The sequence below is a fragment of the Caulobacter sp. 602-1 genome (genome assembly GCF_003931565.1).
GTDB lineage: Bacteria > Pseudomonadota > Alphaproteobacteria > Caulobacterales > Caulobacteraceae > Caulobacter.
On record NZ_RRYI01000009.1, the window covers coordinates 150,707 to 174,088 of the forward strand.

At 69.2% G+C, this 23,382-nt stretch carries 21 protein-coding genes; 12 read left to right on the forward strand and 9 right to left on the reverse strand.

Translation table 11 applies throughout. The annotated features are described in order from the left end of the window. The first annotated feature begins 47 nt into the window (after window positions 1-47). The 4 genes from EIK80_RS22275 to EIK80_RS22290 all read left to right on the forward strand — a co-directional run bounded on the left by EIK80_RS22275 (window position 48) and on the right by EIK80_RS22290 (window position 5,790). A complete protein-coding gene (locus tag EIK80_RS22275) occupies window positions 48-1,256 on the forward strand; it encodes a winged helix-turn-helix domain-containing protein (RefSeq protein WP_125159200.1) in 1,209 nt (402 codons plus the stop codon). 78 nt (window positions 1,257-1,334) lie between these two features. After that, window positions 1,335-2,147, forward strand: a complete 813-nt coding sequence (locus tag EIK80_RS22280) for a response regulator transcription factor (protein ID WP_199743591.1) — start codon at window positions 1,335-1,337, stop codon at window positions 2,145-2,147. 2 nt (window positions 2,148-2,149) lie between these two features. Continuing rightward, on the forward strand, window positions 2,150-3,490 hold the full coding sequence (locus tag EIK80_RS22285; protein ID WP_125159202.1) for a FecR domain-containing protein: 1,341 nt from the start codon (window positions 2,150-2,152) through the stop codon (window positions 3,488-3,490). Next, window positions 3,487-5,790, forward strand: a complete 2,304-nt coding sequence (locus EIK80_RS22290) for a CHASE2 domain-containing protein (RefSeq protein WP_233586911.1) — start codon at window positions 3,487-3,489, stop codon at window positions 5,788-5,790. The genes EIK80_RS22285 and EIK80_RS22290 overlap by 4 nt, the downstream gene beginning before the upstream one ends. On the opposite strand, the gene EIK80_RS22295 is transcribed toward EIK80_RS22290, so the two are convergent. Together EIK80_RS22295 and EIK80_RS26170 are read right to left on the reverse strand one after the other, a co-directional pair. Then, on the reverse strand, window positions 5,787-6,278 hold the full coding sequence (locus EIK80_RS22295) for a hypothetical protein (protein ID WP_125159203.1): 492 nt from the start codon (window positions 6,276-6,278) through the stop codon (window positions 5,787-5,789). The two genes, EIK80_RS22290 and EIK80_RS22295, sit on opposite strands and share 4 nt — an antisense overlap. Window positions 6,279-6,334: 56 nt before the next feature. Further along, window positions 6,335-6,499, reverse strand: coding sequence for a hypothetical protein (locus EIK80_RS26170; RefSeq protein ID WP_158624744.1), 165 nt, complete (start codon window positions 6,497-6,499; stop codon window positions 6,335-6,337). A gap of 552 nt (window positions 6,500-7,051) precedes the next feature. On the opposite strand from EIK80_RS26170, the gene EIK80_RS22300 reads away from it, so the two are divergent. From EIK80_RS22300 to EIK80_RS22320, 5 genes are all read left to right on the forward strand, one after another. Continuing rightward, window positions 7,052-7,573 (forward strand): RNA polymerase sigma factor, encoded by a 522-nt coding sequence (locus tag EIK80_RS22300; protein WP_233586912.1) that lies wholly within the window; start codon window positions 7,052-7,054, stop codon window positions 7,571-7,573. Window positions 7,574-7,658: 85 nt separating this feature from the next. Next, window positions 7,659-8,636: a FecR domain-containing protein gene (locus EIK80_RS22305; protein ID WP_125159204.1), complete on the forward strand. Its 978-nt coding sequence runs from the start codon at window positions 7,659-7,661 to the stop codon at window positions 8,634-8,636. A 165-nt stretch (window positions 8,637-8,801) separates the two neighbouring features. Beyond that, window positions 8,802-11,057: a TonB-dependent receptor gene (locus EIK80_RS22310; protein ID WP_125159205.1), complete on the forward strand. Its 2,256-nt coding sequence runs from the start codon at window positions 8,802-8,804 to the stop codon at window positions 11,055-11,057. Window positions 11,058-11,199: 142 nt separating this feature from the next. Beyond that, window positions 11,200-12,045 (forward strand): glycosyltransferase family 2 protein, encoded by an 846-nt coding sequence (locus tag EIK80_RS22315; RefSeq protein ID WP_125159206.1) that lies wholly within the window; start codon window positions 11,200-11,202, stop codon window positions 12,043-12,045. Between the two features lie 14 nt (window positions 12,046-12,059). Continuing rightward, on the forward strand, window positions 12,060-12,833 hold the full coding sequence (locus EIK80_RS22320) for a polysaccharide deacetylase family protein (RefSeq protein WP_125159207.1): 774 nt from the start codon (window positions 12,060-12,062) through the stop codon (window positions 12,831-12,833). 8 nt (window positions 12,834-12,841) lie between these two features. Here EIK80_RS22320 and EIK80_RS22325 read toward each other — a convergent pair whose 3' ends face one another. Continuing rightward, on the reverse strand, window positions 12,842-12,967 hold the full coding sequence (locus EIK80_RS22325; RefSeq protein WP_099581400.1) for a hypothetical protein: 126 nt from the start codon (window positions 12,965-12,967) through the stop codon (window positions 12,842-12,844). A gap of 92 nt (window positions 12,968-13,059) precedes the next feature. Next, entirely contained in the window at window positions 13,060-14,508 is a 1,449-nt protein-coding gene (locus tag EIK80_RS22330; RefSeq protein ID WP_125159208.1) for a protein adenylyltransferase SelO, read from the reverse strand. A gap of 250 nt (window positions 14,509-14,758) precedes the next feature. Here EIK80_RS22330 and EIK80_RS22335 point away from each other — a divergent pair, with 250 nt between their 5' ends. Together EIK80_RS22335 and EIK80_RS22340 are read left to right on the forward strand one after the other, a co-directional pair. Further along, on the forward strand, window positions 14,759-17,185 hold the full coding sequence (locus EIK80_RS22335) for a TonB-dependent receptor (RefSeq protein ID WP_125159209.1): 2,427 nt from the start codon (window positions 14,759-14,761) through the stop codon (window positions 17,183-17,185). Window positions 17,186-17,377: 192 nt separating this feature from the next. Continuing rightward, window positions 17,378-19,795: a M28 family metallopeptidase gene (locus EIK80_RS22340; RefSeq protein ID WP_125159210.1), complete on the forward strand. Its 2,418-nt coding sequence runs from the start codon at window positions 17,378-17,380 to the stop codon at window positions 19,793-19,795. 4 nt (window positions 19,796-19,799) lie between these two features. Here EIK80_RS22340 and EIK80_RS22345 read toward each other — a convergent pair whose 3' ends face one another. From EIK80_RS22345 to EIK80_RS22355, 3 genes are all read right to left on the reverse strand, one after another. Further along, window positions 19,800-21,662, reverse strand: coding sequence for an AMP-binding protein (locus tag EIK80_RS22345; RefSeq protein WP_125159211.1), 1,863 nt, complete (start codon window positions 21,660-21,662; stop codon window positions 19,800-19,802). 88 nt (window positions 21,663-21,750) lie between these two features. Next, on the reverse strand, window positions 21,751-22,014 hold the full coding sequence (locus EIK80_RS22350) for a hypothetical protein (RefSeq protein WP_125159212.1): 264 nt from the start codon (window positions 22,012-22,014) through the stop codon (window positions 21,751-21,753). Next, window positions 22,011-22,220, reverse strand: a complete 210-nt coding sequence (locus tag EIK80_RS22355; protein WP_125159213.1) for a hypothetical protein — start codon at window positions 22,218-22,220, stop codon at window positions 22,011-22,013. Before EIK80_RS22355 ends, EIK80_RS22350 begins: the two co-directional genes overlap by 4 nt. A 297-nt stretch (window positions 22,221-22,517) precedes the next feature. Between EIK80_RS22355 and EIK80_RS22360 the strand changes: the two genes are divergently transcribed. Continuing rightward, window positions 22,518-22,763 carry a hypothetical protein gene (locus EIK80_RS22360; protein ID WP_199743592.1) on the forward strand — a complete coding sequence of 82 codons (246 nt, stop codon included), beginning with the start codon at window positions 22,518-22,520 and terminating at the stop codon, window positions 22,761-22,763. A 45-nt stretch (window positions 22,764-22,808) separates the two neighbouring features. Here the strand turns inward: EIK80_RS22360 and EIK80_RS22365 are convergent, their stop codons facing one another. Together EIK80_RS22365 and EIK80_RS22370 are read right to left on the reverse strand one after the other, a co-directional pair. After that, window positions 22,809-22,991, reverse strand: coding sequence for a DUF3606 domain-containing protein (locus EIK80_RS22365; protein ID WP_010918311.1), 183 nt, complete (start codon window positions 22,989-22,991; stop codon window positions 22,809-22,811). Then, the gene (locus EIK80_RS22370) at window positions 22,991-23,182 is read right to left on the reverse strand and encodes a hypothetical protein (protein WP_125159214.1); all 192 of its coding nucleotides are present in this window, start codon (window positions 23,180-23,182) and stop codon (window positions 22,991-22,993) included. The genes EIK80_RS22365 and EIK80_RS22370 overlap by 1 nt, the downstream gene beginning before the upstream one ends. Window positions 23,183-23,382 lie beyond the last annotated feature (200 nt).

The following is a 23,382-nucleotide window of genomic DNA, read 5'->3' on the forward strand; positions in this document are numbered from 1 at the left end:
GGTCTCACTGCCTTGCGCCCGGTCCCGACGCAAGTTCAACTGGCGCCATGGTCGAGACCCTCTCCGCGAAGGACGCGCGACGCATCGCGCTGGCGGCTCAGGGCTTCGCGCGGCCCCGTCCCGCCAATCCAGACAGGCGCCGCCTGCTCTCGACGATCGAGAGCCTGGGCGTCGTGCAGATCGACTCGGTCAATGTCGTCTCGCGCTCGCACTATCTGCCGCTGTTCTCGCGCCTGGGGGCCTATGACCGGTCGCTGCTGGAGGCGATGGCCTGGGGCAAGACGCCGGACCTCGCCGAATACTGGGCGCACGAGGCCTCGCTGACGCCGCTCTCGACCCACCCCCTGCTACGCTGGCGGATGCAGGACGCCCTCGACGGCGTCGGGGTCTGGAAGAACGTCGCCGCCTTCCTGCGCAGCCACGCGGACTTCCTCGACCAGGCCCTGGCCGCCGTCGCCGAACGCGGCCCTCTGGCGGCCTCCGAACTGGAGCTGGGCGCCAAGGGCGAAGGCGGCTGGTGGGGCTGGAGCGAAGGCAAGCGGGCCATGGAATGCCTGTTCTGGACCGGCCGCCTGACCACCGCCACGCGCCGCAACAGCTTCGAGCGCGTCTACGGCCTGCCCGAGAAGGTGCTGCCCAAGGCGATCACCGAGACTCCCACGCCCAGCCGCGCCGAGGCTTGCCGCGAACTCTTGAAGATCTCGGCCCGCGCCATGGGCGTGGCCACCGAGCGGGACCTGCGCGACTACTTCCGGCTCGGCGTGACCGATGCTCGCGACGGCGTGGCCGCGCTGGTCGGCGACGGGACCCTGATCCCGGTCGCCGTGAAGGGCTGGGAGCAGCCGGCCTATCTGTGGCCGCAGGCGCGGCGGCCGCGGGCGGTGAAGACCGCCGCCCTGCTCTCGCCGTTCGACAACCTGATCTGGTTCCGCGAGCGCACCGAGCGGATGTTCGGCGTCCGCGTGCGGCTGGAGATCTATACCCCCGCCCACAAGCGCACCCACGGCTACTACGTGCTGCCGTTCCTGCAGGACGAGGCGATCACCGCGCGCGTCGACCTGAAGGCCGATCGCAAGGCCGGCAAGCTGCTGGTCCTGGCCGCCCACGCCGAGCCTGACGCCGATGACGCGACCGCGGAACGGCTCGCCGGGGAGCTGGCGCTGATGGCGTCCTGGCTGGGGCTTTCCGGCGTCGAGGTTCGCCCCACGGGCGATCTCGCGCCCAAGTTGGGTTCGATCATCCGGGTCGCCGCATGAATGCTCGCTCGACCCGACTGTAAAGCATTGTAAAAATGCCGCCTGAAGGCGAGCAACCGGGGGCGGGGCGCGATAACAATGAATAGCTGGTCGCCTGTTCGTCACCCCACCGACATCGGGCGTCCCGCGGCGCGTTCCGCTCCCCCGCGGGACGCGCCACTTCCCAGTATAAGTGAGCGCATGAAAGTCGCCCTGCTCGACGACGACCAAAGCCATAATGCGCTTGTCGCTTCGGTTCTGGATCCTGCAGGCTTTGTCTGCACCAGTTTCACGACGCCCTCGCGTCTTCTGGCCGAGCTGCGCAAGCAGACGTTCGACCTGATCATTCTCGACTGGAACATGCCGGAGCTGTCCGGTGTCGAGACCCTGCGCCTGCTGCGCGAGGATCCGACCACCGCCCCGCCGGTCCTGCTGCTGACCAGCCGCTCGGTCGAGGCGGACCTCGTCGAAGGCCTGAACGCCGGCGCCGACGACTACATCGTCAAGCCGCTGCAGCCCCAGGTGCTGCTGGCCCGCGTCAACGCCGTGGCCCGTCGCATCCACCGGCCGCCGGTCTCGCCCCAGGTCGAGCAGCATGGCCCCTATCGCCTGGACCCAGGCGCCCAGACGGCCAGTTGGGCGGGCCATGTCGAGGCCCTGACGCCCAAGGAATTCCAGCTGGCGTCCTTGCTCTTCAACAACCTGTCCCGCCCCCTGTCGCGCGAGTACCTGCTGCGGCGCATCTGGGGTCAGCGGCCCGATCTGGAGACCCGCACCCTGGACGCGCACGTCTCGCGCCTGCGCGCCAAGCTGCATCTGCGGCCAACCAACGGTTTCAGACTCAGCACGGTCTACGGTTTCGGCTATCGTCTGGAGGCCTGTGATCCCGAGGCGGCGGGCGGGGGAGAGTAGACATGACCAGGGCTGCGGGGGCGGGCGTCCTTTTTCTGGCCGGGCTGATGCTTGCGAGCGCGGCCAACGCCCAAACCGCCGCGCCGGAGCCGCCGGTGGCCTATGTGGTCAAGCCGGGCGATACGCTGATCGGGCTCGCGAGCCGCTACATGAACCGACCTGGCGACTACCGCGCGGTGCAGAAGGCCAATCGGGTGGCCCAGCCCACCCGCCTGCGGCCCGGCTCGCAGCTGAACATCGACCCGAACCTTTTGAAGTCGACGCCGATCGCCGCCAGCCTGTCGGCGTTCACCGGCCCCGTCACCGTCGAGACCAACGGCCAGCGCGCACCGGCGCGGGTCGGCATGCCGCTGTCTGAGGGCCAGGTGATCAGCACCGGCCCCGGAGCCTTCGCCACCTTCGAGCTGGAGGACGCCTCGCGCGTCACCCTTCCGTCGAACACCCGCGTGCGGATCTCCAAGCTGCGCCAGGTGATGATCAACAACGCGCCCCAGCGGGTGTTCCAGCTGGACCAGGGCAAGAGCACGATCTCGGCGACGCCGACCGAGACGCCGGGGGCCCGGTTCGAGGTGCGCACCCCAGTCTCGGTCTCGGCGGTGCGCGGCACCGAGTTTCGGGTCGGAGTCAATGGGGATGGGGCTCAGACGGAAGTCCTGAAAGGCGCGGTCGGCGTCGACGCTGGCCAGGTAGCGACCGGCGGACCGCCGGTGGCGGCGGGCTTCGGCGTCAGCGCTTCGGCCAGCGGTGTCGGCGGGCCTGTCGAGCTCCTGCCCGGACCGAAGATGGGTCCCGGCGGCCAGACCCAGAACGAGGCGATCGTCCGCTTCACCGTCGAACCTGTCCCGGGCGCGGCCGCCTATCGTCTGCTGCTGGCCCGCGACGCCGGCTTCGTGGACATCTTCGCCGAGGCCAGAACTCAGACCACGACCCGCGAGCGCCCCACCGCCGACTTCAGCCAACTGGAGAACGGCACCTATTTCGTCCGCCTGACCGCGATCGACCCGGGCGGCCTGGAAGGCTTCCCGTCCGACTACAGCTTCGACCGCGACCTCAACACGCTGGAAGCCGGCGCGCCGTCCGACAGCCGCGAGGGCAAGCATCGCAAGTTCCTGTTCCGCTGGAGCGCGGCGGGCGACGGCGTGCGCAACTATCGCTTCCAGCTGTTTTCCGACGCCGAGGCCAAGGTCGCGGTCGTGGACCAGCCCGGCCTGACCGAGCCCCAGCTGACCCTGACCGACCTGCCGCCCGGGAGCTATTCCTGGCGCGTGGCCGCCGTGCGCTTCAAGGATGGCGCGGTGACCGAGAAGGTCGGGACGCTGCAGCAGCTGCAGATCGGGAAGTGACGCACGCCGCGCCCCGCGCGCCGCGCCCGAGCGGGCGGCTGCTGTCCTGGCTGCTGCTGGCCATCGTCTCCAGCCTGGTCATGGTGGCTTTCGCCGTCATGCCGCCCAAGCGGCTGGACAACGTGCTTTACGACATCCTGGCCCGCGCCAACGGCCGGCCGGCCGATCCCTCGATCCTGATCGTCGACATCGACGATCGCAGCCTGGCCCAGCTGGGCGCCTGGCCCTGGTCGCGCGATATCCACGCCAGAATGGTCGACCGGCTGACCGAGGCCGGCGCGCGGACCATCGTCTACGACGTCCTGTTCAGCGAAGCTGGCGACCCAGCCCAAGATCAGGCGCTGGGCGAGGCCATCAAGCGTTCAGGTCGGGTCTACCTGCCGCAGTTTCTGGCCGACGCGGGCGCGGGCGCCCCGCCGCGAGTCGTGGGCTCGGTGCCCGCCATCGCCCAGGGCGCGGCCGGCGTCGGCTTGGCCCATGTTCGCTTCGACGACGACGGCGTCGTGCGCCGCATGGCCCCGTTCGAAATCAGCGGCGTCAGCCTCAGTCCCGATCTCGTCACCGTTGTCCACCGCGCCACCCGTCCGGTCGGGGCGCGCGACGTCACGCGCGGCTTCGACGAGACCCTGCTGATCCCGTTCGCCGGCCCGCCGTCGATCTATCGCCACGTCAGCTTTTCCAGCGTGCTGGCCGGCGAGGCGCCGCCGTCGCTGATCGCCGGCCACACGGTGTTCGTGGGCCTGACCGCTCCGGGCCTGGGTCCCGCGTTCCCGACGCCGGTGACGCCCGACGCCGCCAGCATGACCGGCGTGCAGTTGCAGGCCAGCATCCTGGACGGCCTGCGCAGCGGGCTGATGGTCAAGCCGGCGGGCCCGTGGAGCCGCGCGGCCTTCACGCTCACCCTGCTGTGGCTGCTGATGGTCGGGTTCCTGGTCCTGCCGCCGCGCGCCAACCTGGCGCTGACGATCGGCCTCTGCCTGGTCGGTCTGGCCTATTCGGCGGCGATGTTCTGGCTGGGCCAGATCTGGCTGTCGCCGATCGCCACCGTGCTGGGCCTGCAGATCATCGCCCTGCTCTGGGGCTGGGGACAGCTAGGTCGCGTCAACGACCTGCTAAGCCGCGAACTGGCGCGCGTGCGTGGCATCGTGCGCGGACGCGGGCGCGGAACCGCTCCAGCCGACTTCGAAAGCGATGTCGTGTCGCGTCAGGCCTCGAACCTGGGCGAGGCGATCACGCGCATGGACGACCTGCGCCGCTTCTCGGCCGACGCCCTGTTCAGCCTGCCCGACGCCACCCTGGTCGCCGACGCCCACGGCCGGGTGATCGCCGCCAACGCCGCCGCCCAGGCCCTGTTCAAGCCCAGCCAGATTCAGCTGACGGGCTCGTCCCTGGCCGACCTGATCAACGCTCTGGAGCCGCTGGGTCATCGCTTCGAGCTGGACTGGCCCCCCAACCCGCACCATTTGGCCACCGAGCGGCACGAGCCGATCGACCTGCACCTGCCCGACGGCCGCGCCTTCCAGCTGCAGACCGTGTTCCGCAGGGACGAGACCGACGCGCCGGCCGGCTGGATCGTCCGCCTGGCCGATATCTCGATCCTCACCGCCGCCATGCGCCAACGCGAGCAGGCCCTGCAACTCCTGACCCATGACATGCGCTCGCCGCAGACCTCGATCCTGGCCCTGCTGGCCACGACGCCCGGCGTCCCGACCGAACTGTCCGACCGCATCGCCGCCTATGCCAAGCGCACCCTGGCCCTGGCCGACGGCTTCGTGCAGCTGGCGCGGGCCGAGGTGACCCCGGTTCATCTGGAGCCGGTCGACCTGGCCGACATCGCCGTCGAGGCCATCGACGAGGTCTGGCCGCAATCGCTGCAGCGCAAGATCCGGATCGAGCAGGTCGGCGGCGACACGCCGCTGACCGTGCTGGGCGATCGCGGCGTTCTAGCCCGCACCCTGGTCAACCTGCTGGGAAACGCGGTGAAGTACAGCCCCGAAGGCTCGACCATCACCGTAAGTCTTTCGGAACAGCCTTCGGCGAGCGGCCCGACCGCCAATGTCGCCATCGCCGACCAGGGTCCGGGGTTCTCGCGCGAGGAGGCGACCACCGCCTTCAGGCCCTTCCAGCGTTTCGAGCGGCCGGGTCACGACTTCGCGGTCAATGGCGTGGGCCTGGGCCTGGCCTTCGTACAGGCGGCCGTCACCCGCCACGGCGGCGAGGTCTCGTGCCGCAGCGCGCCGGGCGTCGGGGCGGAGTTCACCGTCCGCCTGCCGCGTCATACCGTTGGGCCGGCGAACTAACCCTTGGTGGAGGGCCGCAGGGCCGCGACCAGCAGGTCCGCGACGGCCGCAGGCTCGTCCTTACGCACGCGGATGGAGGACCAGGCGACGGTCTTGCCCGTGCCAGCCTCGACCACCGCCAGGGTGACCGTGCGGGCCGGCCCCTTGCCCCGCCACGGCCGCCACCAGGGACGGTCCTCGGCCGGGCTGCGCCAGGCCTTGTCGTCGAGGGGTCCGGCGGCGCTGGAGACGCCGACGCTCAAAGGCGCCACCGCCACGCCGACCTGGACGAGGTAGGCAGGCTTGCCGCCGCCGCTTCCGCCCAAGGCGTCGATCGCCCGCGCTTGGACCGCCTTGGCGAAGGCCGCATCGGCGCCGTCGGCCGAACTGGAATAGGGGGCCAGGCCCTTCAACCCGGTGACGTCGCCCTGCCCCACGGCCCGGGGCGAGGCGCAAGCGCCGAGCAGCGTCAGACAGACTCCGGCCAGCAGAAAACCGCTTGCGCGCATGGTCGTTCGCCCCCGGTGGTTCAGATGGAGAATGATAGCGCCGCGCGCCCCGAAGGTCACGCGAGCCAAGCGCTCAGGGCGCACCAGACCAGGATGATCACCGCCCAGCTCAGCACCGCCAAGACCACGGCTACGACGAACCGGCCGAGGCGAAGGCGACGCGATCGGAACCGGTGGCCGACGGTCGCGGCCGTCGGCGCCGTCATGCTGGACTGCTCCATGCTCCGCGCTCCCCCCATCATTTTTTGTACTTAGACGGCAAGAACTCGGCGCCGGCCAGGAATCCTGGCTCTGATTTTACAATGGATAACATTGCCGACGTTGGTCGCATTGGGAGGCCCCCGCGCGCCGCCACAGAGACCGGCCGTCCCGTCCAGCTTTCCCGGAGCCGGAGGCGCATGGGGGTCTTCGACGCCGTCCTCCCCCAGCTGCTGAGACCGGACAAGGAGTAAGGCGGGCCCATCTCGCTCCAGGATCTCGATACGCCAGAGACGGCGCCGCCTCGCCCCGCCCGCGCCGCGACATTTCGCCACATAAATCCAGGCATTTCCGCCGGTCGTCGGAGACGGCGTCGTTCAGGCCGCGAGGCTTAACCATGAAAACCGCTGATATTTGAGCTTTTTGTTGGACTTAGACGGCTTCGAAGGTCCTCGTACCGCCAAATCCTGACTTGAGGATCGCTCGCAACAAACGATCGTCATTCCGCCAAAAAGATGGATAGTGCTGCGCCGTGAAGGGGGTGGTTTTTGGCGGACGTGGGTGATCTTTTGGCCGTGACGGACTCGCACAAGGTCGCGCTGCTGGGCCTGTACGAGGAAAAACGCGCCAATCTGGTGCGTTTCTTCTCTGCGCGCCTGGGCTCCCGCGCCGAGGCCGAGGACCTGGTCCAGGATCTCTATCTCCGCATCAGCGGCATGGAAGCGGTCGGCCCGGTCGACAATCCCTCGGCCCTGCTGCACCGGATCGGCTCGAACCTGATGCTTGACCGCCTGCGCAGCCAGAAGCGTTCGGGGACGCGCGACAGCGACTGGCGCGACGTCACCACGACCGTCGTGGCCGGTCACGAGGTCGCCGACGAACCTTCCGCCGACGAGGTTGTCGCCAGCCGTCAGCGGCTCAAGGCCTTGGTCGAGGCCGTCGAGGACTTGCCTGAAAAGACCCGTCAGGCCTTCCGGCTGCACAAACTAGAGGGGCACAGCCACGTGGAAACCGCACGACGCATGGGCATCAGCGTCAGTACGGTGGAAAAGCACATAAGCTCCGCCTTGAAGACCCTGACGAGGCGGCTCCGTTGATTTATGCAGGGTCACATGGGGGCCGGGCCTGCACGGCGCCGTCTATTCGCAGGGGGATGATGGATCCTCGTCGGAGCACCACCGGATGAGCCGGTCAGCGCAACATCTGCAAGAGGCGGCCGATTGGCTGACCCGACTGCAGCGGCCGGAGGTCGAAGAGACCGACTGGCTGGCGTTTGACGCCTGGCTCAACGAACCCGGTGCGCGGGAGGCGTATGACGCCATCCAGGCCGTCGACGAGGAGATCTTCCAGCGAGGCGCGGCCGTCCGGGGGGAATTGGCCGAGCCGAAGCGCGCCGCGGCGAAGCGTGCGTTCATGATCGACTGGCGTTGGCTGGGTGGTCTGGGCGCCGCGGGCGCCGCGGCCGCCGTCGCCCTTGTCGTCGCGCCGTGGGGCGAGATCCTGCCGGCGTCCGACACGCTCTACACCACGGCCAAGGGCGAGAACCGCGCCATCGCGCTGGCCGACGGCAGCCACATCGACCTGAACACCGACTCGCACCTGTCCGTGCGCCTCGAGAAGGACGCGCGTCGCGTGACCGTGCACGAAGGCCAGGCCCTGTTCGATGTGGCGCACGACGCCGCCCGCCCATTCCTGATCACCGCCGGCGACGAGACCGTGCGCGTGCTCGGCACCAAGTTCGACGTGCGCCGCCGCGATGGGCAGCTCACGGTCACCGTGCTGCGCGGTCTGGTCGAGGTCTCTACGGACAGTGGCGACACTCCCGTGCGGCTGCGCCCGGGCCAGATGCTGGAACATGTCGAGGGCGCTTCGGGCGTCAGCGTGCGCGGCGTCGTGGCCGCAGATCAGGTGGGCTGGCGTTCGGGCCGCCTGATCTACCGCAACGAGCCGCTGACGCGGATCGTCGCGGACATGAACCACTATTTCGACCGCCCGCTTCGCCTTGAAGGTGAAAACACGGCCAATCTTCGTTTCTCCGGCGTATTGATCGTGGATGGTCAGGATGCGATGGTCCGTCGCCTGACCAGCCTCATGCCGATTTCGGCGACGCCGAGCGATGATTCGATTGTCCTGCGCGGAAGGCCGTCCGCTCCCGACTGACGTCCTTGACCGGGCCCGACCCTGAATCGGGCTTCGCTCCTGCTCGCCGCCAGTCTTCTGGGTCTGGGCGCCAGCGCGCATGAAGCCGCTGCAGCGGAATCGCGCGTCCGACTCAACATCCGCGAGCCCACCGCCGCCGAAACCCTGATCGAACTGGGCGTCCGCATGGGCGCGACCATCGGCGGCGTCGAGGCCTGCAAGGGCCCCGGCGTCCCACTGGTCGGCGCCTTCAGCCTGCGCGAAGCCCTGGATCGCGTCAGTCAGGGCAAGGGCTGCGCCTACAGCTTCGTCGACGCCCGCACGGTTCGCTTCTCCGCCGCCCGGCCAGCTCCGCCAGCGCCGCGCCCCGTGGTCGCCGCCCGGCCGGCCGTCGTCGCGCCCGAGCCGATCGCGCCCCTGGCTCCGCTGGTCATCAACGCCGGCAAGCGCTCGCCGCGCCTCGGGGCCCTGGCTGGCGGCGTCAGCGTCATCGGCTCGCCGCAACTGCAGGACACCGGGGTGGGCGAAACCGGCTCGGTGGCCCGCCAGACGGCCGGCTTCATGACCACCAACCTGGGCGCGGCGCGCAATAAGATCCTGCTGCGGGGCCTGTCAGACGGCACCTTCACGGGCCGCACCCAGTCGACGGTCGGCACCTATCTCGACGACATCCCGGTGAACTACAACGCCCCCGACCCGGACTTGAGACTGATCGACGTCGACCGGGTCGAGGTGATGCGCGGGCCGCAAGGCGCGCTCTACGGCGGCGGGTCCCTGTCGGGCATCTATCGCATCGTCACGCGCCAGCCGGAACTGGGACGCTATTCGGCCTCGGTCGGCTCGACCATCGCCACCACCGAATCCGGCTCGAACAGCTATCGCGCCGAGGGTGTGATCAACGCGCCGATCGGCCGGGTCTCGGCCCTGCGCGCGGCGGTCTATTACGACGTCGACGGCGGCTATCTCGACGACGTCAACCTGCGCCTGTCCAACGTCGACAAGACCACGCGCCGCGGCGGGCGGGCGGCTTGGCGCGCGACCCTGGGCGACTGGCAACTCAAGCTGAGCTCGGCCCTGCAGAGCGTCTCGTCCAAGGACACCCAGTACGTCACCCTGGCCCCCGGCGGCCCGCGCCGCGCCAATCAGGTGCGCGAGATCCACCGCAACCGCCTGTCCCAGACCTCGGTCAAGATCAGCGGCTCGGGCGACTGGGGCCAGTTCGAGTCGGTGACCGGCTACGTGACCCACCGCTACGCCAGCCGCTACGACGCCACCGTCTCGCTCAGCGAGTTTTCGGAAGAGGCTCTCGAGCTGGGCGTCTACGACGAATCCGCCCGTGTGCGGATGGCGATCGAGGACATGATCTACACCGCGCCGGCCATCGGCCGACTGCGCTGGATGATCGGCGGCTTCCTGGCCACCAGCATCGAGGAAGGCGACGCCGATCTGCGGGCCCGCTCGGGCGCCGTCAGCCGCAGCTACTATGACGAGAATCGCAAGGACCGGTTGAACGAGTACGCCCTTTATGGCGAGGCGACCTACGACCTGGGCGGCGACTGGAAGGTCGCGCTGGGCGGGCGGGCGTTCAAGACCACCGTCCACACCCGCTCCTACGTCCTGGCGCCCCCACCGGGCCAGACGCGCGACCTGGACCGCGCGGCTTCGTTCAGCGGCTTTTCGCCGAAGATCTCGATCCAGCGCGACCTGGCGCGTGGCGGCATGATCTACGCCCTGAGCTCGGAGGGCTATCGCGCCGGCGGCTTCAACTCAGGGGGCCTGACAAGGCCGTCCGAGGCGCGGCGGGTGTTCCGGCCCGACCATCTGCGCAACTACGAGGTCGGGGCGACGCTGAATCCGTTGGACGGTCGGGTGAGCCTGCGGGCGGCGCTGTTCTATGACGACTGGCGTAATATCCAGACCGACCAGTACTTCGCCTCGGGCCTGTCCTACACCGCCAACATCGGCGACGGCCGCAACCGCGGCCTGGAGATCGAGGCGGGCTGGAAGGCGACGCCGCGCCTGACCCTGAAGGCCAATGCTCTCTTCAACGAACCGAAACTGACCCGGATCGCGCCCGGATACGGCATCACCGACAGCGCCAGCCTGCCCGGCGTGCCGGATGTCTCGTTCGGCAGCCTTGTGACCTATCAGCGCCCGATCGCCGCCGCCACGCTGATGCTGACGGCCGAGACCAGCTACATCGGCGAGTCCCGGCTGACCTTCGACCCGCGCTTCTCGCCGACCATGGGCGGCTACTATACCGGCAAGCTGTCGGCCCAGGTGATGACCGACCGCTGGCGCGCGGCCGTGTTCGTCAGCAATCCCTGGAACAGCTCCAGCGACACCTTCGCCTACGGCAACCCGTTCAGCTTCGGCCAGGTCCGTCAGGTGACGCCGCAACGTCCGAGGACGTGGAGCCTGGCCCTGTCGGCCAACTTCTAGCCGCCCCCGCGCCCGGCCGCGCGGGTAGCTTGTTGCAAAACTTACTTATTTGTCATCCCCGGAGGCTGGGGGCGCTGTCGCGCGGCGGCGTCTTCCTATCGAAGCGACCGCGGGGGCGTGGTCATTCGACCGAGGACATGTAATGGCCAAGCTTTCGGCCCTGCTCTGCGTGCACAACGAGGAACAACGCCTGCCGGCGGCCCTTGCGGCGCTGTCGTTCTGCGACGAGATCGTCGTCGTCGCCGACCGTTGCAGCGACGGCACCGAAGCCATCGCCCGCCACTACGGCGCCACGGTCGTTTCGGGTATCTTTCCGATCGAAGGCCCGCGCAAGCACGCCGGCATCGCCCGTTGCACCGGCGACTGGATCCTGGAGCTGGACGCCGACGAGGGTGTCGACCCCGCCTTCGCCCAGGAAGTCCGCGAAACGATCGAGCGCGCCGACGCCGCCGATTGGTACCAGGTCCCGATCGACAACTATGTCGGCGACCAACTGGTCCGCCACGGCTGGGGCGGCTCGTTCGGCACCTCGTCGGCCGCCCGCCTGTTCCGTCGCGGCGTCAAGTCGTGGAAGGCCGAGCGCGTCCACCCGGGCGCCAAGCTGGACGGCGTCTATGGCGGCCGCCTGAACACGGCCCTGAACCACATGGTCGACGAGGACATCGCCGACATGTTCGCGCGTCTAGGCCGCTACACCGCCCTGAAAGCCCAGGACCTGGCCGACAGCGGCAAGATCAAGGGCGTCGGCGACGACGCCTTCCGCGGCGTGCGCCGGTTCTTCAAGTGCTACGTCTCACGCAAGGGCTACAAGGAAGGCGACCTGGGCTTCCTGATCTCGCTGATGGCCGGCCTCTATCCGATCTTGTCGAACCTGAGGGCGCGCGAGATCCTGCGCGCCCGCGCCCGCGCCCAGGCGGCCAAGGGCGGACGTCCGGTGACCGCCCCCGCCCCGCTGCCGCTACGCCGCGCCAAGGCCAACGGACAGTAACGCTCGGCGCCAGCATGTCCCGACCGCCGCTCGCCTTCCGCCTGATCCTGGGATCCGAGCTCGCGCTCTGGACCAAGGCCGGTCACGCGCCGGTCCTGTGGTGGCGGGACGACGACGCCCGCGGGGCGACCGAAGCGTTGGAGCGGCTGCTGGCTCTGTCGCGCCGTCACGACGCCCCATTGACCCTGGCGGCCGTCGCCGGGCCCAGCCTGTCGCGGCTGGCGCGCCGCGTCGAGACCGAGCCGCACGTCGAGCTGGCGGTCCACGGCTTCAGGCATGTCAACCGCCAACCGGACGGCCAGGGCTTCGGCGAGATCATCGACAGCGACGACATCGACTGGGTCCGCGCCCAGCTGCGCGCCACCGTCATGCTTTTCCACCGCGCCGGCGTGAGGCCGACGCTGTTCGTGCCGCCGTGGAACAACCTGCAGCCGCAGTTGCTCGCGGTGCTGCCCGACTCGTCGATCGCCGCGGTCTCGGGCTTCGACCAGGCCAAGAGCGTGCGGGACGGCGTCATGCGTCTCGACGCGCACCTGGACGTGCTGCGCTGGAAAGGCGGCGGCCGGTTCCGCGGAACCTGGCGCTTCCTGTCACGGATGCGGCGACTGATGGCCCAGAGGCGCAAGGCGGGCCAATGGGACGAACCGATCGGCCTTCTGACCCACCACCTGGATCACGACGAGGCGACCTGGCTGTTTCTGGAACGCTTCCTGGCGACGTTCCGCGTCACCGCGCGCCGTCAGCTGACGCGCGAAACGGCCGTTGAGCTGAAAGCGTTCAGCGCCTAGAGGCCCGGCTAAGCCAATTCGGGGCGGTCGCGCAGGCACTCGCCGATAGCGCGGGCGCAGCCCGGGATGCCGAGGGCCCCCACGAAGGACATGGCCACGGCGCAGACCAGCATGATCGGTTGGAAGATGCGCATCGGGGAATCTCCACGCGGGCGTTCGTCGGAGGCACTGTGCCGGAACTGTAAGACGGAAACTTGACGGTTGTTCCGCGCCCGAATGAAAAAACTCAGGGTGCGGCGTTTTTGTCGCCGTTCTGTCCAAGGGCGTAGGCTAAGCGGGCGGCCTCGATCCGGCCAAGCTTTTCGGTGAGCGGTCCCCAGTCGTCGCTCTCCGCGATCGGCGCCCACAGGGCCTCGACCTCCTCGACGATCAGTTCCTCCGGCTCCGGGCGTTGGAACATGGGATCGGCCAGGCGCTCCGGCCGATCGGGCTCGAAGTCGGCAAGCCGGCGGCGGAACGTCTCGAACGTCTCCGTGCGGTAGAGATCGGCGCGCGGACCGTCCAGGGCGCGCGCCGTCGAGGTTTCTCCGCCAAACCAGTCGAAGAAGAACGGTTCCCAGCGCAGCGCCTCGCCGCCCTCGGCCAGGGCCCTGAACGCGGCGTTGACCAGGGCGACATCCTCATCCGCCCCCCTGCTCCTGACGGCCAGGCGGTCCAGCATCGCCGCGCGAAGAGCCAGGCGATAAGCGTCGGAAAAGCCGTTCAGCGCCGCCAGCAGACCGGCCTGGTCGGCGACCAGGGTCAGGCAGGCGGCCAACTGCTGCAGATTCCAGAACACCGCCTCGGGCTGGCGGCCGAAGCTGTAGAGCCCCTGGTGGTCGAAATAGGCGGCCGTGAAGTTCGGGTCGTTGCGCGGCAGGAACCGCCAGGGACCGTAGTCGAAGCTCTCGCCGGTCACGACCATGTTGTCGGTGTTCAGCACCCCGTGCACGAAGCCCGCCGTCATCCAGCGCGACAGCAGCCTGGCGCTGGCGCTCACCGTCGCCTCCATCAGCGCCGCCGCCCGGTCGGGCGCGTCAGCCAGCCAGGGGAAGTAGGTCTCGATGACGTGATCGACCAGTTGAACGATCAGATCGCGCTGGTCGAAATAGGCCAGTCTCTGGAAGGTCCCGAAGCGGATATGGCTGTGCGACAACCGGGTCAGCACCGCCGAGCGGGTCGGGCTGGGCTCGTCGCCGCGCGTCAGGGCCTCGCCGGTCTCGACCAGCGAGAAGGCGCGCGAGGTGGGAACGCCCAGGGCCTCCAGCATCGACGCGGCCAGGATTTCGCGCACCCCGCCCTTCAGGGTGAGACGGCCGTCCCCGGCCCGCGACCAAGGCGTCTGGCCCGAACCCTTGGTGGCGAGATCCAGCAGGCGATCGGTTCCCTGCTCGCGAAGCTGGGCGAACAGGAAGCCGCGGCCGTCGCCGAGGTCGGGGTTGTAAACGCGGAACTGATGGCCATGATAGCGCATGGCCAACGGGACGGGCTGGTTGTCCGGCAACGGCGCGAAGCGGCCGAAATGGCGGACCCAGTCGACGTCGGTCAGGTCGTCCAGCCCGACGCTGGCCGCCGCCCTCTGGTTGCGGAATCGCAAGATCGTTTCCGGAAAGTCGGCCGCCTCGACGGGATCGGCGAAATCGCGCCCCAGGGCCTGCAGGCGAGGATCGGGACGGTAGACGGGCGAGAGGCTCATGAGTGGGCAGATGAGACCCGTCCGCCGCGCGCGCAAGCCTCTTTCGAATTTCGATGACGGCCGGCCAATGCTGTCGCTTCCCGGCAACAGAGATCGCTCGAACCTAGTCGCGATAAGGGATTTTGCTTGCCGAGCACGCTTGCGGCGCCTAACCCTTGGCTATCCATTCGAACAATCGTTCGGCGGAACAACAAAAAAAAACGAGCCGGGGGCGGGCAAGCGCTGTCGGCCGACAACCGAGAGGTAGGAAATGCGCTTCACCCAGGTGCTTTGCGGCACTGCGTCCGCTGTTGTCCTCGCCAGCATGGGCGCCGGCGCCGTCCAGGCCCAGCAGGCCACCCCAGCCCAGAACGACATCCCCACCGTCGACAGCATCGTCGTCACCGCCCAGAAGCGCGAGCAGAACCTGCAGGACGTGCCGATCGTGGTGACCGCGGTCGGCGCCAAGCAGCTTGAAGGCGCGGGCGTCAAGGACATCAAGGATCTGCAGATCCTGACCCCTGGCCTGAACGTGGCGTCGACGTCGAACGAGACCAACACCACCGTCCGCATTCGCGGCGTCGGCACGGTCGGCGACAACCCCGGCCTGGAATCGTCGGTCAGCGTCGTCATCGACGGCGTCTATCGCCCGCGCAATGGCGTGGCCTTCAACGACCTGGGCGAAATGGAACGGGTCGAAGTGCTGAAGGGTCCGCAAGGCACCCTGTTCGGCAAGAACACCTCGGCCGGGGTCATCAACGTCCTGACCAAGGCCCCTGAGTTCGAATTCGGCGCCGAGGCCGAGGCGACCTTCGGCAACTACGGCTCCAAGGGCGGTTCGGTCGCCGTGACCGGCCCGATCATCGCCGACAAGCTGGCCGGCCGCCTGTTCGCCGCCAAGCGCGAGCGCGACGGCTTCTACACCATCAAGACCGGCGCGGGTCCGCGCACGGCCACCGACGACGCCAACCAGGACTTCTACACCATCCGCGGCCAGCTGCTGGCGACCCCGACCGACGAGCTGAAGTTCCGCTTCATCGGCGACTACACCAAGCGTGACGAACGCTGCTGCGTCGGCGTGCAGATCGTGACCGGCCCGACCGGCCCCATTCTCGACGCCCTGTCGGCGGACTCGGGCGTGTCCATTCCGGCCAAGCCGTTCGACCGCATTTCCTACGCCAACCGCCCGACCGATCAGCAGATCGAGGACAAGGGCGTTTCGCTGGAAGGCGAATGGACCACCCCGTGGCTGGGCGGCGCGACCCTGACCTCGATCACCGCGGCGCGTGAGTGGACGACCAACAACGGCCAGGACGTCGACTTCTCGACCGCCGACATCGCCTACCGCAACGGCGACCAGTGGCGCACGCGCTTCAAGCAGTTCAGCCAGGAACTGCGCTATGCCGGCCGCACCGAAAAGGGCGAATGGCTGATCGGCGCCTTCTACGCCAACGAGGACCTCGATCAGCTGACGCCGTTCCGCTATGGCTCGGCCTACGAGACCTATCTGGGCCTGCTGCTGTCGGGCGGGGCCAGCCCCACCTTCGTCTCGGCCCTGACCGGCCGCGCGCCCGGCACGTCCTACACGGCGGGCTCCGGTTCGCTGGACGCTTACGCGCAGAACTCCAAGAGCCTGTCGTTCTTCACCAACGACACCTATCACCTGACCGATCGGATCGACCTGACGATCGGCCTGCGCCACACGCACGAACTGAAGACCCTGGCGACGCAGTACACCAACCTGCCGGGCAACAACGGCTGCGCCGCCGCCCTTGGCCGCGTCGGGACGATCGTCGGCATCGTCGGCGCCGCCAACGCCTCGACCGTGATCGGCAACCTCTGCCTGCCGTGGACCGATCCGGGCTTCAACAACTACAGCTCCAAGCAGAAGCGCAACGAGAAGGAATGGACCGGCACCTTCAAGGTCTCGGCCAAGGTCACCGACGACATCATGTCGTACGTGTCCTGGGCCAAGGGCTACAAGGCCGGCGGCTTCAACCTCGACCGCTCGCGCATCGGCCTGGGCACGCCGAACCCGGACACCGGCTTCGCGCCGGAAACGGTGGAATCGATCGAGGTCGGCTTCAAGACCAGCTGGCTGAACCGCCGCCTGTCCCTGAACTCGGCCTTCTTCCACCAGGCGTACAAAGGCTTCCAGCTGAACACCTTCACGGGCGTCAGCTACATCGTCACCTCGATCCCGAAGGTGGAATCGTTCGGCGTCGACACGGACCTGCTGTGGTTCACGCCGATCCGGGGCCTCAGCCTGCAGGGCGGCGTCACCTACGCCGAGACCGAGTACGGCCCGTTCATCGCGCCGACCGGCGTCTCGCCGCGCCTGTCCGACGCCCGTCTGTCGTTCGCGCCGCTGTGGTCGGGCTCGCTGGCGGCCAGCTACGAGCATGACCTGGGTTCGGCGCTGCTGTTCCACGCCAACCTGAGCGCCAAGTACAGCTCCAGCTACAACACCGGTTCGGACCTGGCGCCGCAGAAGGTCCAACCGAAGATGACGGTGGTGAACGGCCGCATCGGCATCGGCAGCCAGACGGGGCTCTGGACGGTCGACGCCTGGGCCCAGAACCTGACCAACAAGAAGTACTATCAGGTCGGCTACGACGGCCCGCTGCAGAGCGGGACCTACGACGCCTTCCTCGGCGCGCCCCGCACCTACGGCGTGACGCTGAAGGCCAAGTTCTAGACGGCCAAGTTCTAGCCGGGAGGGGGAACCGACGGCGGCCTAGAGCCTCCGTCGGCTTTCGGAAGAGGGGAAGGGCGATCCGGGCGACCGGGTCGCCCTTTTCTTTGGTCGGAGCTTTTCGAGAGGGGTTTGCGATCTTGGCGCATCACCTCAGCATGGCCTCGGGGATTCGATCAGCGCCGGAGCCACGCCATGAAGACGATCCGCTTCCTGGGTTTCTGGATCTGCCTGGCCGTCGGCCTGGCGCTGGGCGTGTGGAGCCAGAGAACCCCCGCGCCCGTCCCCGCCAGCGCCCCCGCCACGGCCTTCTCGGCCGACCGCGCCATGGCCGACGTCACGACCATCGCCCAGAAGCCCCACCCCACCGGCTCGGCCGAGATCGCCAAGGTCCGCGACCATCTTCGGGAACGGATCTCGGAGCTGGGGCTACAGGTCTCGATCCGTCCCGGCGAAGGCTTCTGGACCAAGTCCGACACCGGCCGAGCCCTGACCGTGGCCGCCGTGCAGAACGTCATCGGCGTCCTGCCCGGCAAGGATCCCAGCCTGCCGGCGATCCTGGTGATGAGCCACTATGACTCGGTGCACAATTCGCCCGGCGCCGCCGACGACGCCACGGGCGTGGCCGCCGCGCTGGAGATCGCCCGCGCCCTGAAGGCGGACGGCCCCCACGCGCGCGACGTCATCTTCCTGTTCACCGACGCCGAGGAGGCGGGCCTGCTGGGCGCCGACGCCTTCTTCAACCGCGACCCCACCCTCGAGCGCGTCGGCCTGGTCGTGAACCTGGAAGCCCGGGGCGACGCCGGCCGCGCGGCCATGTTCCAGACCGGCCCCGGCAACGGCGCCCTGATGAGCGTCTTCGCCCGTCAGGCCAAGGGTCCGTCGGCCAACTCCCTGGCCTCGACGGTCTATGAGAAGATGCCCAACGACACCGACTTCACTCACGCGGTGCAGAAGGGCCTGCCGGGGCTGAACCTGGCCTTCATCGACGACCAGCTGGCCTATCACACGCCGCTGGCCCGGCCCGACCACCTGGAGCGCGGCAGCCTGCAGCACATCGGCGACCAGGCCCTGCCGACCATTCGCGCCCTCGCCGACGCCGCGACCCTGCCGGCCAAGGCCCCGAACGCGATCTATTCCGACGTGCTGGGCCTGTTCATGATCAGCTATCCGCCGGCCGTCGGCTGGGGGCTGCTGGTCCTCGCCGCGGGCCTGATCGCCTTCACCGCCTGGCGCACCCTGAGCCTGGGCGCGGCCAGCGGCTGGGAGATCGCCCGCGGCGTGGCCGGCCTGCTGCTGACCGCCACAGCCGCCGCCACGGTGCTGCACCTGGCCGGCCGACTGCTGATGATCACGGACGTGCAGCGCTATTACGGCGTCCTGACCCGCTTCGACCTGTTGCTGTGGGGCTGCGGTCTGCTGGCCGTGGCCGTCGGCCTGGGCGTGGCCACCGCCCAGGCCCGGGGCGCGCGCCGGATCCTGCCCTGCGCCGTCGCCCTGGCCCTGGGCGGGGCGTGCAGCCTGGTCGGCGGCTTCGATCCCATCGGCCTCGGCTTGGGTGTCGCCGCCTGCGTGCTGGCCGCCCTGGCGCTGGGCTTCAAGACCGATGTACTGGGCGCCTGGATCGGCGGAATGATCGTGCTGCTGGTCATGGCCGCGGCCGCGCAGATCCTGGCCCCCGGCGCGACGGTGATGCTGACCTGGCCGCTGCTGGTCGCCGCCCTCGGCGCGGCCCTGATCATCGGTGTCGGCGGGACGCGCGACCGGCGAGTGGCGCTGGCCCTGACCTTCGTGGTCGGCCTCCTGGCCGTGCTGTCGACCGCCCAGCTGACCGCCTGGGGATCCTGGACCTTCGCCGGCGTCGGCATGATGGAGCCGGCCGTCCTGGCCCTGTTCGCCATGCTGGCCGCGCCGGCCCTGTCGCCCCTGGCCCACGACTTCGCGGCCACGCGCTGGGCCTGGCGCGCGGCCGGCGTGCTAGCCCTAGCCGGCGTCGCCCTGATCGCCAACGCGGCCCGTCTCGGCGGCGAGCCCGGCCGTCCCGCCGTGACCCAGGCCCTGCACGTCGCCGACCTGTCGACCGGCAAGGCCTGGCGCCTGACCGAGGCCCCGCGCCTCGACGCCTGGACCAAGGCCGTCCTGCCCGACGATGGCGGTTCGGATCCCAAGCAGCAGCCGCTGGCCCCGTTCTGGCGCAAGCCGGTCTGGATGTCCGAGACCCGCGCCGCGCCCGTCGAGGCGCCCCAGCTGACCGTCGACCGCGCCGACGACCGGCTGCTGGTCCGGCTGATCCCCGCGCCCGGAGCCGAGATGGTCACCGTGCGCCTGCGCCCCAGCGGCCCGCTGGCCGCGCCACGCCTCAACGGCCGTCCGATCACCCTGAAGACCGAGGCCGGCCAATGGTCGGCCCTGACCTATCACGCCCCCGATCCGAACGGCGTCACCCTGAGCTTCACGACGCTGGGCCCCGGCAAGGTCGAGGTCGCGGCGCTGGAGTATCACGACGGCTGGCCCGCCCTGGCCAAGGCCCCGCCGGCCAAGCCGGCCGACCTGATGGCCATCGGCATGTCGGACAAGACCGCCGTGCTGGTGCGCGGCGGGATGAGCTGGTGACGCGCTAGACGACGAACACGCCCTCGCCGGGCTCTTTGGCGTACAGCGCCTCCACCCGCTCGGCCCGGCGGTCCAGGGCGCAGCGCTGGTTCACATAGCCCTTGTCGGTGATTTCGCCGGCGTCGATCGAGGGCGGTTCGGTCAGGAGGGTGAAGCGGCCCACCCGCCGCGACGAGCCGCCGGCCGCCGCGTTGAACGCCGCCAGCCGGTCGCGCAGGATGGCCACCAGTTTCTCCAGCGGCGTCCCCGGAGCCGGATCGGCGACCAGGGCCGCGAGGCCGGCCGGCGAAGGCCACAGCATCGCGCCGATGAACGGCTTGTCCTGGCCGGTGATCACCGCGTCGTGGATATAGGGGCTGCAGGCCGCCACCAGGTCGGGGCGCAGCACGCCGACGCTGACCCAGGTGCCGCTGTCCAGCTTGAAGTCCTCGGTCACCCGGCCGTCGAAGACCAGGCCCTTGGCCGGATCGTCCGGATCGACGAACCGCGCCGCGTCGCCAAGCTTGTAGAAGCCTTCCTCGTCGAAGGCCGCCGCCGTCCGCTCCGGATCCTTGTGATAGCCGGCCGCCACGGTCGCCCCCTTCACCCGGACCTCGTACTTGCTCCCGTTGGGCGCCAGCTTCAGGGCGATTCCCGGCAGGGGCAGACCGACCAGACCGACCCGCTCGGTGATCCAGTGGGTGACGGTGACGCCCTGCGTCTCGGTTGCGCCATACATGGTGGTCAGCGGGATGCGCTGGCCGGTCTCGGCCACGGCCAGGGCCTGAATGCGGTCATAGACGTCGTTGGAGAGGGTCGCGCCGCCATAGCCCATGTAGCGCAGGTTCTTGAAGAACGAGCGCCGCAGCGCCGGATCGTTCTCCATCGCCTCGGCCAGCATCGAAAACGCGATCGGGGCCGAGCCGAACACGATCGGCGAGACCTCGTAGAGGTTCTTGATCGTCGTCTCGAACATTCCCGGCAGCGGCTTGCCCTCGTCGATGTGCAGCGTGCCGCCGGCCCAGATCACGGCGTTGAAGCCGATATTGCCGGCCGAGATATGGCTCCAGGGCATCCACTCCAGGCTCTGAGGGATCTCGTCGGTGGGCGCGTCAGCGCGGAGGCCTTCCTGGCCGGCGATGACACCCGCCATCATGCCGTGGGTCTGGGGCACGGCCTTGGGCAGGCCGGTGGAGCCGGAGGTGAACAGGTATTTCGCCACGGTCGCCGGTCCCAGCGTTTCGCGGGCGGCCTCCACCGCCGCCGTCGGCGTCGCGCCCGCCACCTCGGCGAAGGCGATCGTCTCCGGCGCGCCGTCGGCCGTGATCACCGCGAGGGTCGGATCGAGGGCCTTGAGCGTCTCCAGCGCCTTGGCGAACATCGGCCCGCTCTGGGCGAAGACGACGCGCGGGGCGACCTTGTCGAAGCAGTGCCTCAGCTTGGCGTGGTCGGTCGACATCAGGCTGTAGGCCGGGCTGATCGGCGCGGCCGGGACGCCGGCGGCATAGGCGCCCAGGGTCATCAGGGCGTGCTCGATCGAATTGCCCGACAGGATCATGACGCTGTCGGCGCCCGTCAGCCCGCGATCCAGCAGCCACTGGGCTATGCCCTCGACCGCCCGCTGGGCCTGGCCGTAGGTGACCTCGCGCCAGGGACCGTGACCCGGCTCGCGCTGCCTCAGATAGGGTCGCTCGGGATGCTCGGCGGCCCTGGCGGCGATCAGGTGGGCGATCGAGCGCGGGCCCTCGCCCGGCGCATGGTTCGAGGTGATGACGATCGAGCCGTCCGGCCGCCGCTCGACGCTGATATCCGGGCCCTTCATGGCCAGGGGCTTGAACGGAACCTTGGTGACGTCGCGCGAGGACGACGCGCCATCCGGCGGCGCCATGGTCTCACTCCCTCAGGTTATCGTTGTTCTGTTGGAACCGACGGTAACGGAAAGCGGACGCGCGGCAAGGTTGCCGTTTGGGGAAGCCTCAGGCCCGGGGGGACTGGTCCAGCACGCTGACGGCGACGCCGCCTTCCAGAACGCGGACGCCCAGGAAATGCATCTCGCCGCCGCGATAGCTGATCTGCTCGAGCGGCACGGTGTCGTCGCGGCGCAGGCGGCGGCCGTCGTTCAGGGTAAGCCGCAGGGTCATCTTCTTGGCGGAGGCGCCGCCGGCGATGGCGGCCTCGATCTCGCGGCGGAACAGGACCGACGGGGCTTGCGGCGGCTTTGGCGGGGACGTCTTGCTCACGAGCGACCTCCGAAGCCGTGTTCGCCGGTGATGCGGATCTGGCAGGCCTGGCCGGAGTCCTGCAGGGTGCGCGCACGGCGATGGGCGGCGGCCTTGGCGACTTCCTTGTCGGCCGACTGGCCGAAATGCTCGCCCGCCAGTTCGACGCTCCACGCGCCCTCATGTCGGGCGACAGTGAGAACGGCTCGATTGGTAATTTCTCGCATTCCAAACGATTAACACAAAATCGAACCGACCGGGGGATTAATCGTCCGCGATCGGAACCGGTCGATTTTCTTGACCGTCCAAAATATTTCGGCCGCAGAAAGTCTCGCGAAAACAGGCGGAAATCTTTGAATATCGTCCGAACCCGCCCTCCGTTTTCCGTCGAAAACCAGAAGCCCCGCGCCTCCCCGGCCAAAACGTGGTATGCTGACTGGGTTCATGTCGACCTGGCGGCTTCCCCAGGCGCCCGGGCTTTCCCGGCCGATCGGCGGCTTCGATCACCGACGCATCGGAGCGACATGACCCAGGATCCCCCCGTCAGCGACACCCTGTCCGACAGCCAGCTCAACGCCCTGCGGAACCTGGCCGAACGCCAGCCGGGCCAAGCCTCCAACTTCGTCAACATCAGCGCCGCCCAGGCCCTGACCCAGCTGGGCCTGGCGCGTCGCGGCGGCGGCGGCTGGGAGATCACGCCCCTGGGCCGCAATCACCTGCTGCGGGCCGTCTCGCGCGACGACGCCGACGGCGCGGCCAACGCCCGCTAGGCCCCGGCGCCGAACGAACGCGGAAGCAAAGCTTCGCCGGGGCCTTCAGCGCTTCTTGCCGAGCTCGGCGGCGATGTCCTTGGTCATCCGGCCGACCTTGCGGTGGGCGGCGGTGATCTGGTCGCGGGTGACGCCCCAGCGCTTCATCCAGTACTCGACGGCCTGACGCTCGGTGAGATCCAGGCGGTCCTTGTCGATGAACCCGCGCTTGTCCTTGAGTCCGGCCATTACTTCTTCATCCAGGGCTTGGAGTCGCCCGCCGCGATGCGCGCGGACTGCTGTCGCTGAAACTTCCCGCCGCGCGGCGCCTTGGGCCGGGCGTCGAGCGCCGCCTGCTTGAGGCGCAGGGCGCGCTGCATGGGGGTCTCGTCGAGAGGCGCTTCGGGGAGCGCTTCGGGCGGCGGGGCGTCGGTGGTCATGGAGGGAGCCTATCACATCTTGCGGCGGGCGCCGCCGCGGACACATCCGATCGGCTTCACGCGGCGCGGCCGCTGAAGGCGTGTGGGGAGGCGACGGAGCGGCCGGGCGAACCCGGAGACCGTGAGGTTTGTTTTTGTTTCGGCTCGCTGACCGCTCCGCCAGGCTGTTCTTGTCCGTGAGGTCGGGAGGCGTGAGCGTT

Bases quoted from the DNA above. Each gene is read 5' to 3' on its own strand.
- EIK80_RS22360 (WP_199743592.1), top strand. From the start codon at position 22,518: ATGACCCAGGATCCCCCCGTCAGCGACACCCTGTCCGACAGCCAGCTC.
- EIK80_RS22320 (WP_125159207.1), top strand. From the start codon at position 12,060: ATGTCCCGACCGCCGCTCGCCTTCCGCCTGATCCTGGGATCCGAGCTC.
- EIK80_RS22310 (WP_125159205.1), top strand. From the start codon at position 8,802: ATGGGCGCGACCATCGGCGGCGTCGAGGCCTGCAAGGGCCCCGGCGTC.
- EIK80_RS22325 (WP_099581400.1), bottom strand. From the start codon at position 12,967: ATGCGCATCTTCCAACCGATCATGCTGGTCTGCGCCGTGGCCATGTCC.
- EIK80_RS22335 (WP_125159209.1), top strand. From the start codon at position 14,759: ATGCGCTTCACCCAGGTGCTTTGCGGCACTGCGTCCGCTGTTGTCCTC.
- EIK80_RS22330 (WP_125159208.1), bottom strand. From the start codon at position 14,508: ATGAGCCTCTCGCCCGTCTACCGTCCCGATCCTCGCCTGCAGGCCCTG.
- EIK80_RS22305 (WP_125159204.1), top strand. From the start codon at position 7,659: ATGAGCCGGTCAGCGCAACATCTGCAAGAGGCGGCCGATTGGCTGACC.
- EIK80_RS22280 (WP_199743591.1), top strand. From the start codon at position 1,335: ATGAATAGCTGGTCGCCTGTTCGTCACCCCACCGACATCGGGCGTCCC.
- EIK80_RS22285 (WP_125159202.1), top strand. From the start codon at position 2,150: ATGACCAGGGCTGCGGGGGCGGGCGTCCTTTTTCTGGCCGGGCTGATG.
- EIK80_RS22275 (WP_125159200.1), top strand. From the start codon at position 48: ATGGTCGAGACCCTCTCCGCGAAGGACGCGCGACGCATCGCGCTGGCG.
- EIK80_RS26170 (WP_158624744.1), bottom strand. From the start codon at position 6,499: ATGGAGCAGTCCAGCATGACGGCGCCGACGGCCGCGACCGTCGGCCAC.
- EIK80_RS22370 (WP_125159214.1), bottom strand. From the start codon at position 23,182: ATGACCACCGACGCCCCGCCGCCCGAAGCGCTCCCCGAAGCGCCTCTC.
- EIK80_RS22345 (WP_125159211.1), bottom strand. From the start codon at position 21,662: ATGGCGCCGCCGGATGGCGCGTCGTCCTCGCGCGACGTCACCAAGGTT.
- EIK80_RS22315 (WP_125159206.1), top strand. From the start codon at position 11,200: ATGGCCAAGCTTTCGGCCCTGCTCTGCGTGCACAACGAGGAACAACGC.
- EIK80_RS22295 (WP_125159203.1), bottom strand. From the start codon at position 6,278: ATGCGCGCAAGCGGTTTTCTGCTGGCCGGAGTCTGTCTGACGCTGCTC.
- EIK80_RS22355 (WP_125159213.1), bottom strand. From the start codon at position 22,220: ATGCGAGAAATTACCAATCGAGCCGTTCTCACTGTCGCCCGACATGAG.
- EIK80_RS22340 (WP_125159210.1), top strand. From the start codon at position 17,378: ATGAAGACGATCCGCTTCCTGGGTTTCTGGATCTGCCTGGCCGTCGGC.
- EIK80_RS22365 (WP_010918311.1), bottom strand. From the start codon at position 22,991: ATGGCCGGACTCAAGGACAAGCGCGGGTTCATCGACAAGGACCGCCTG.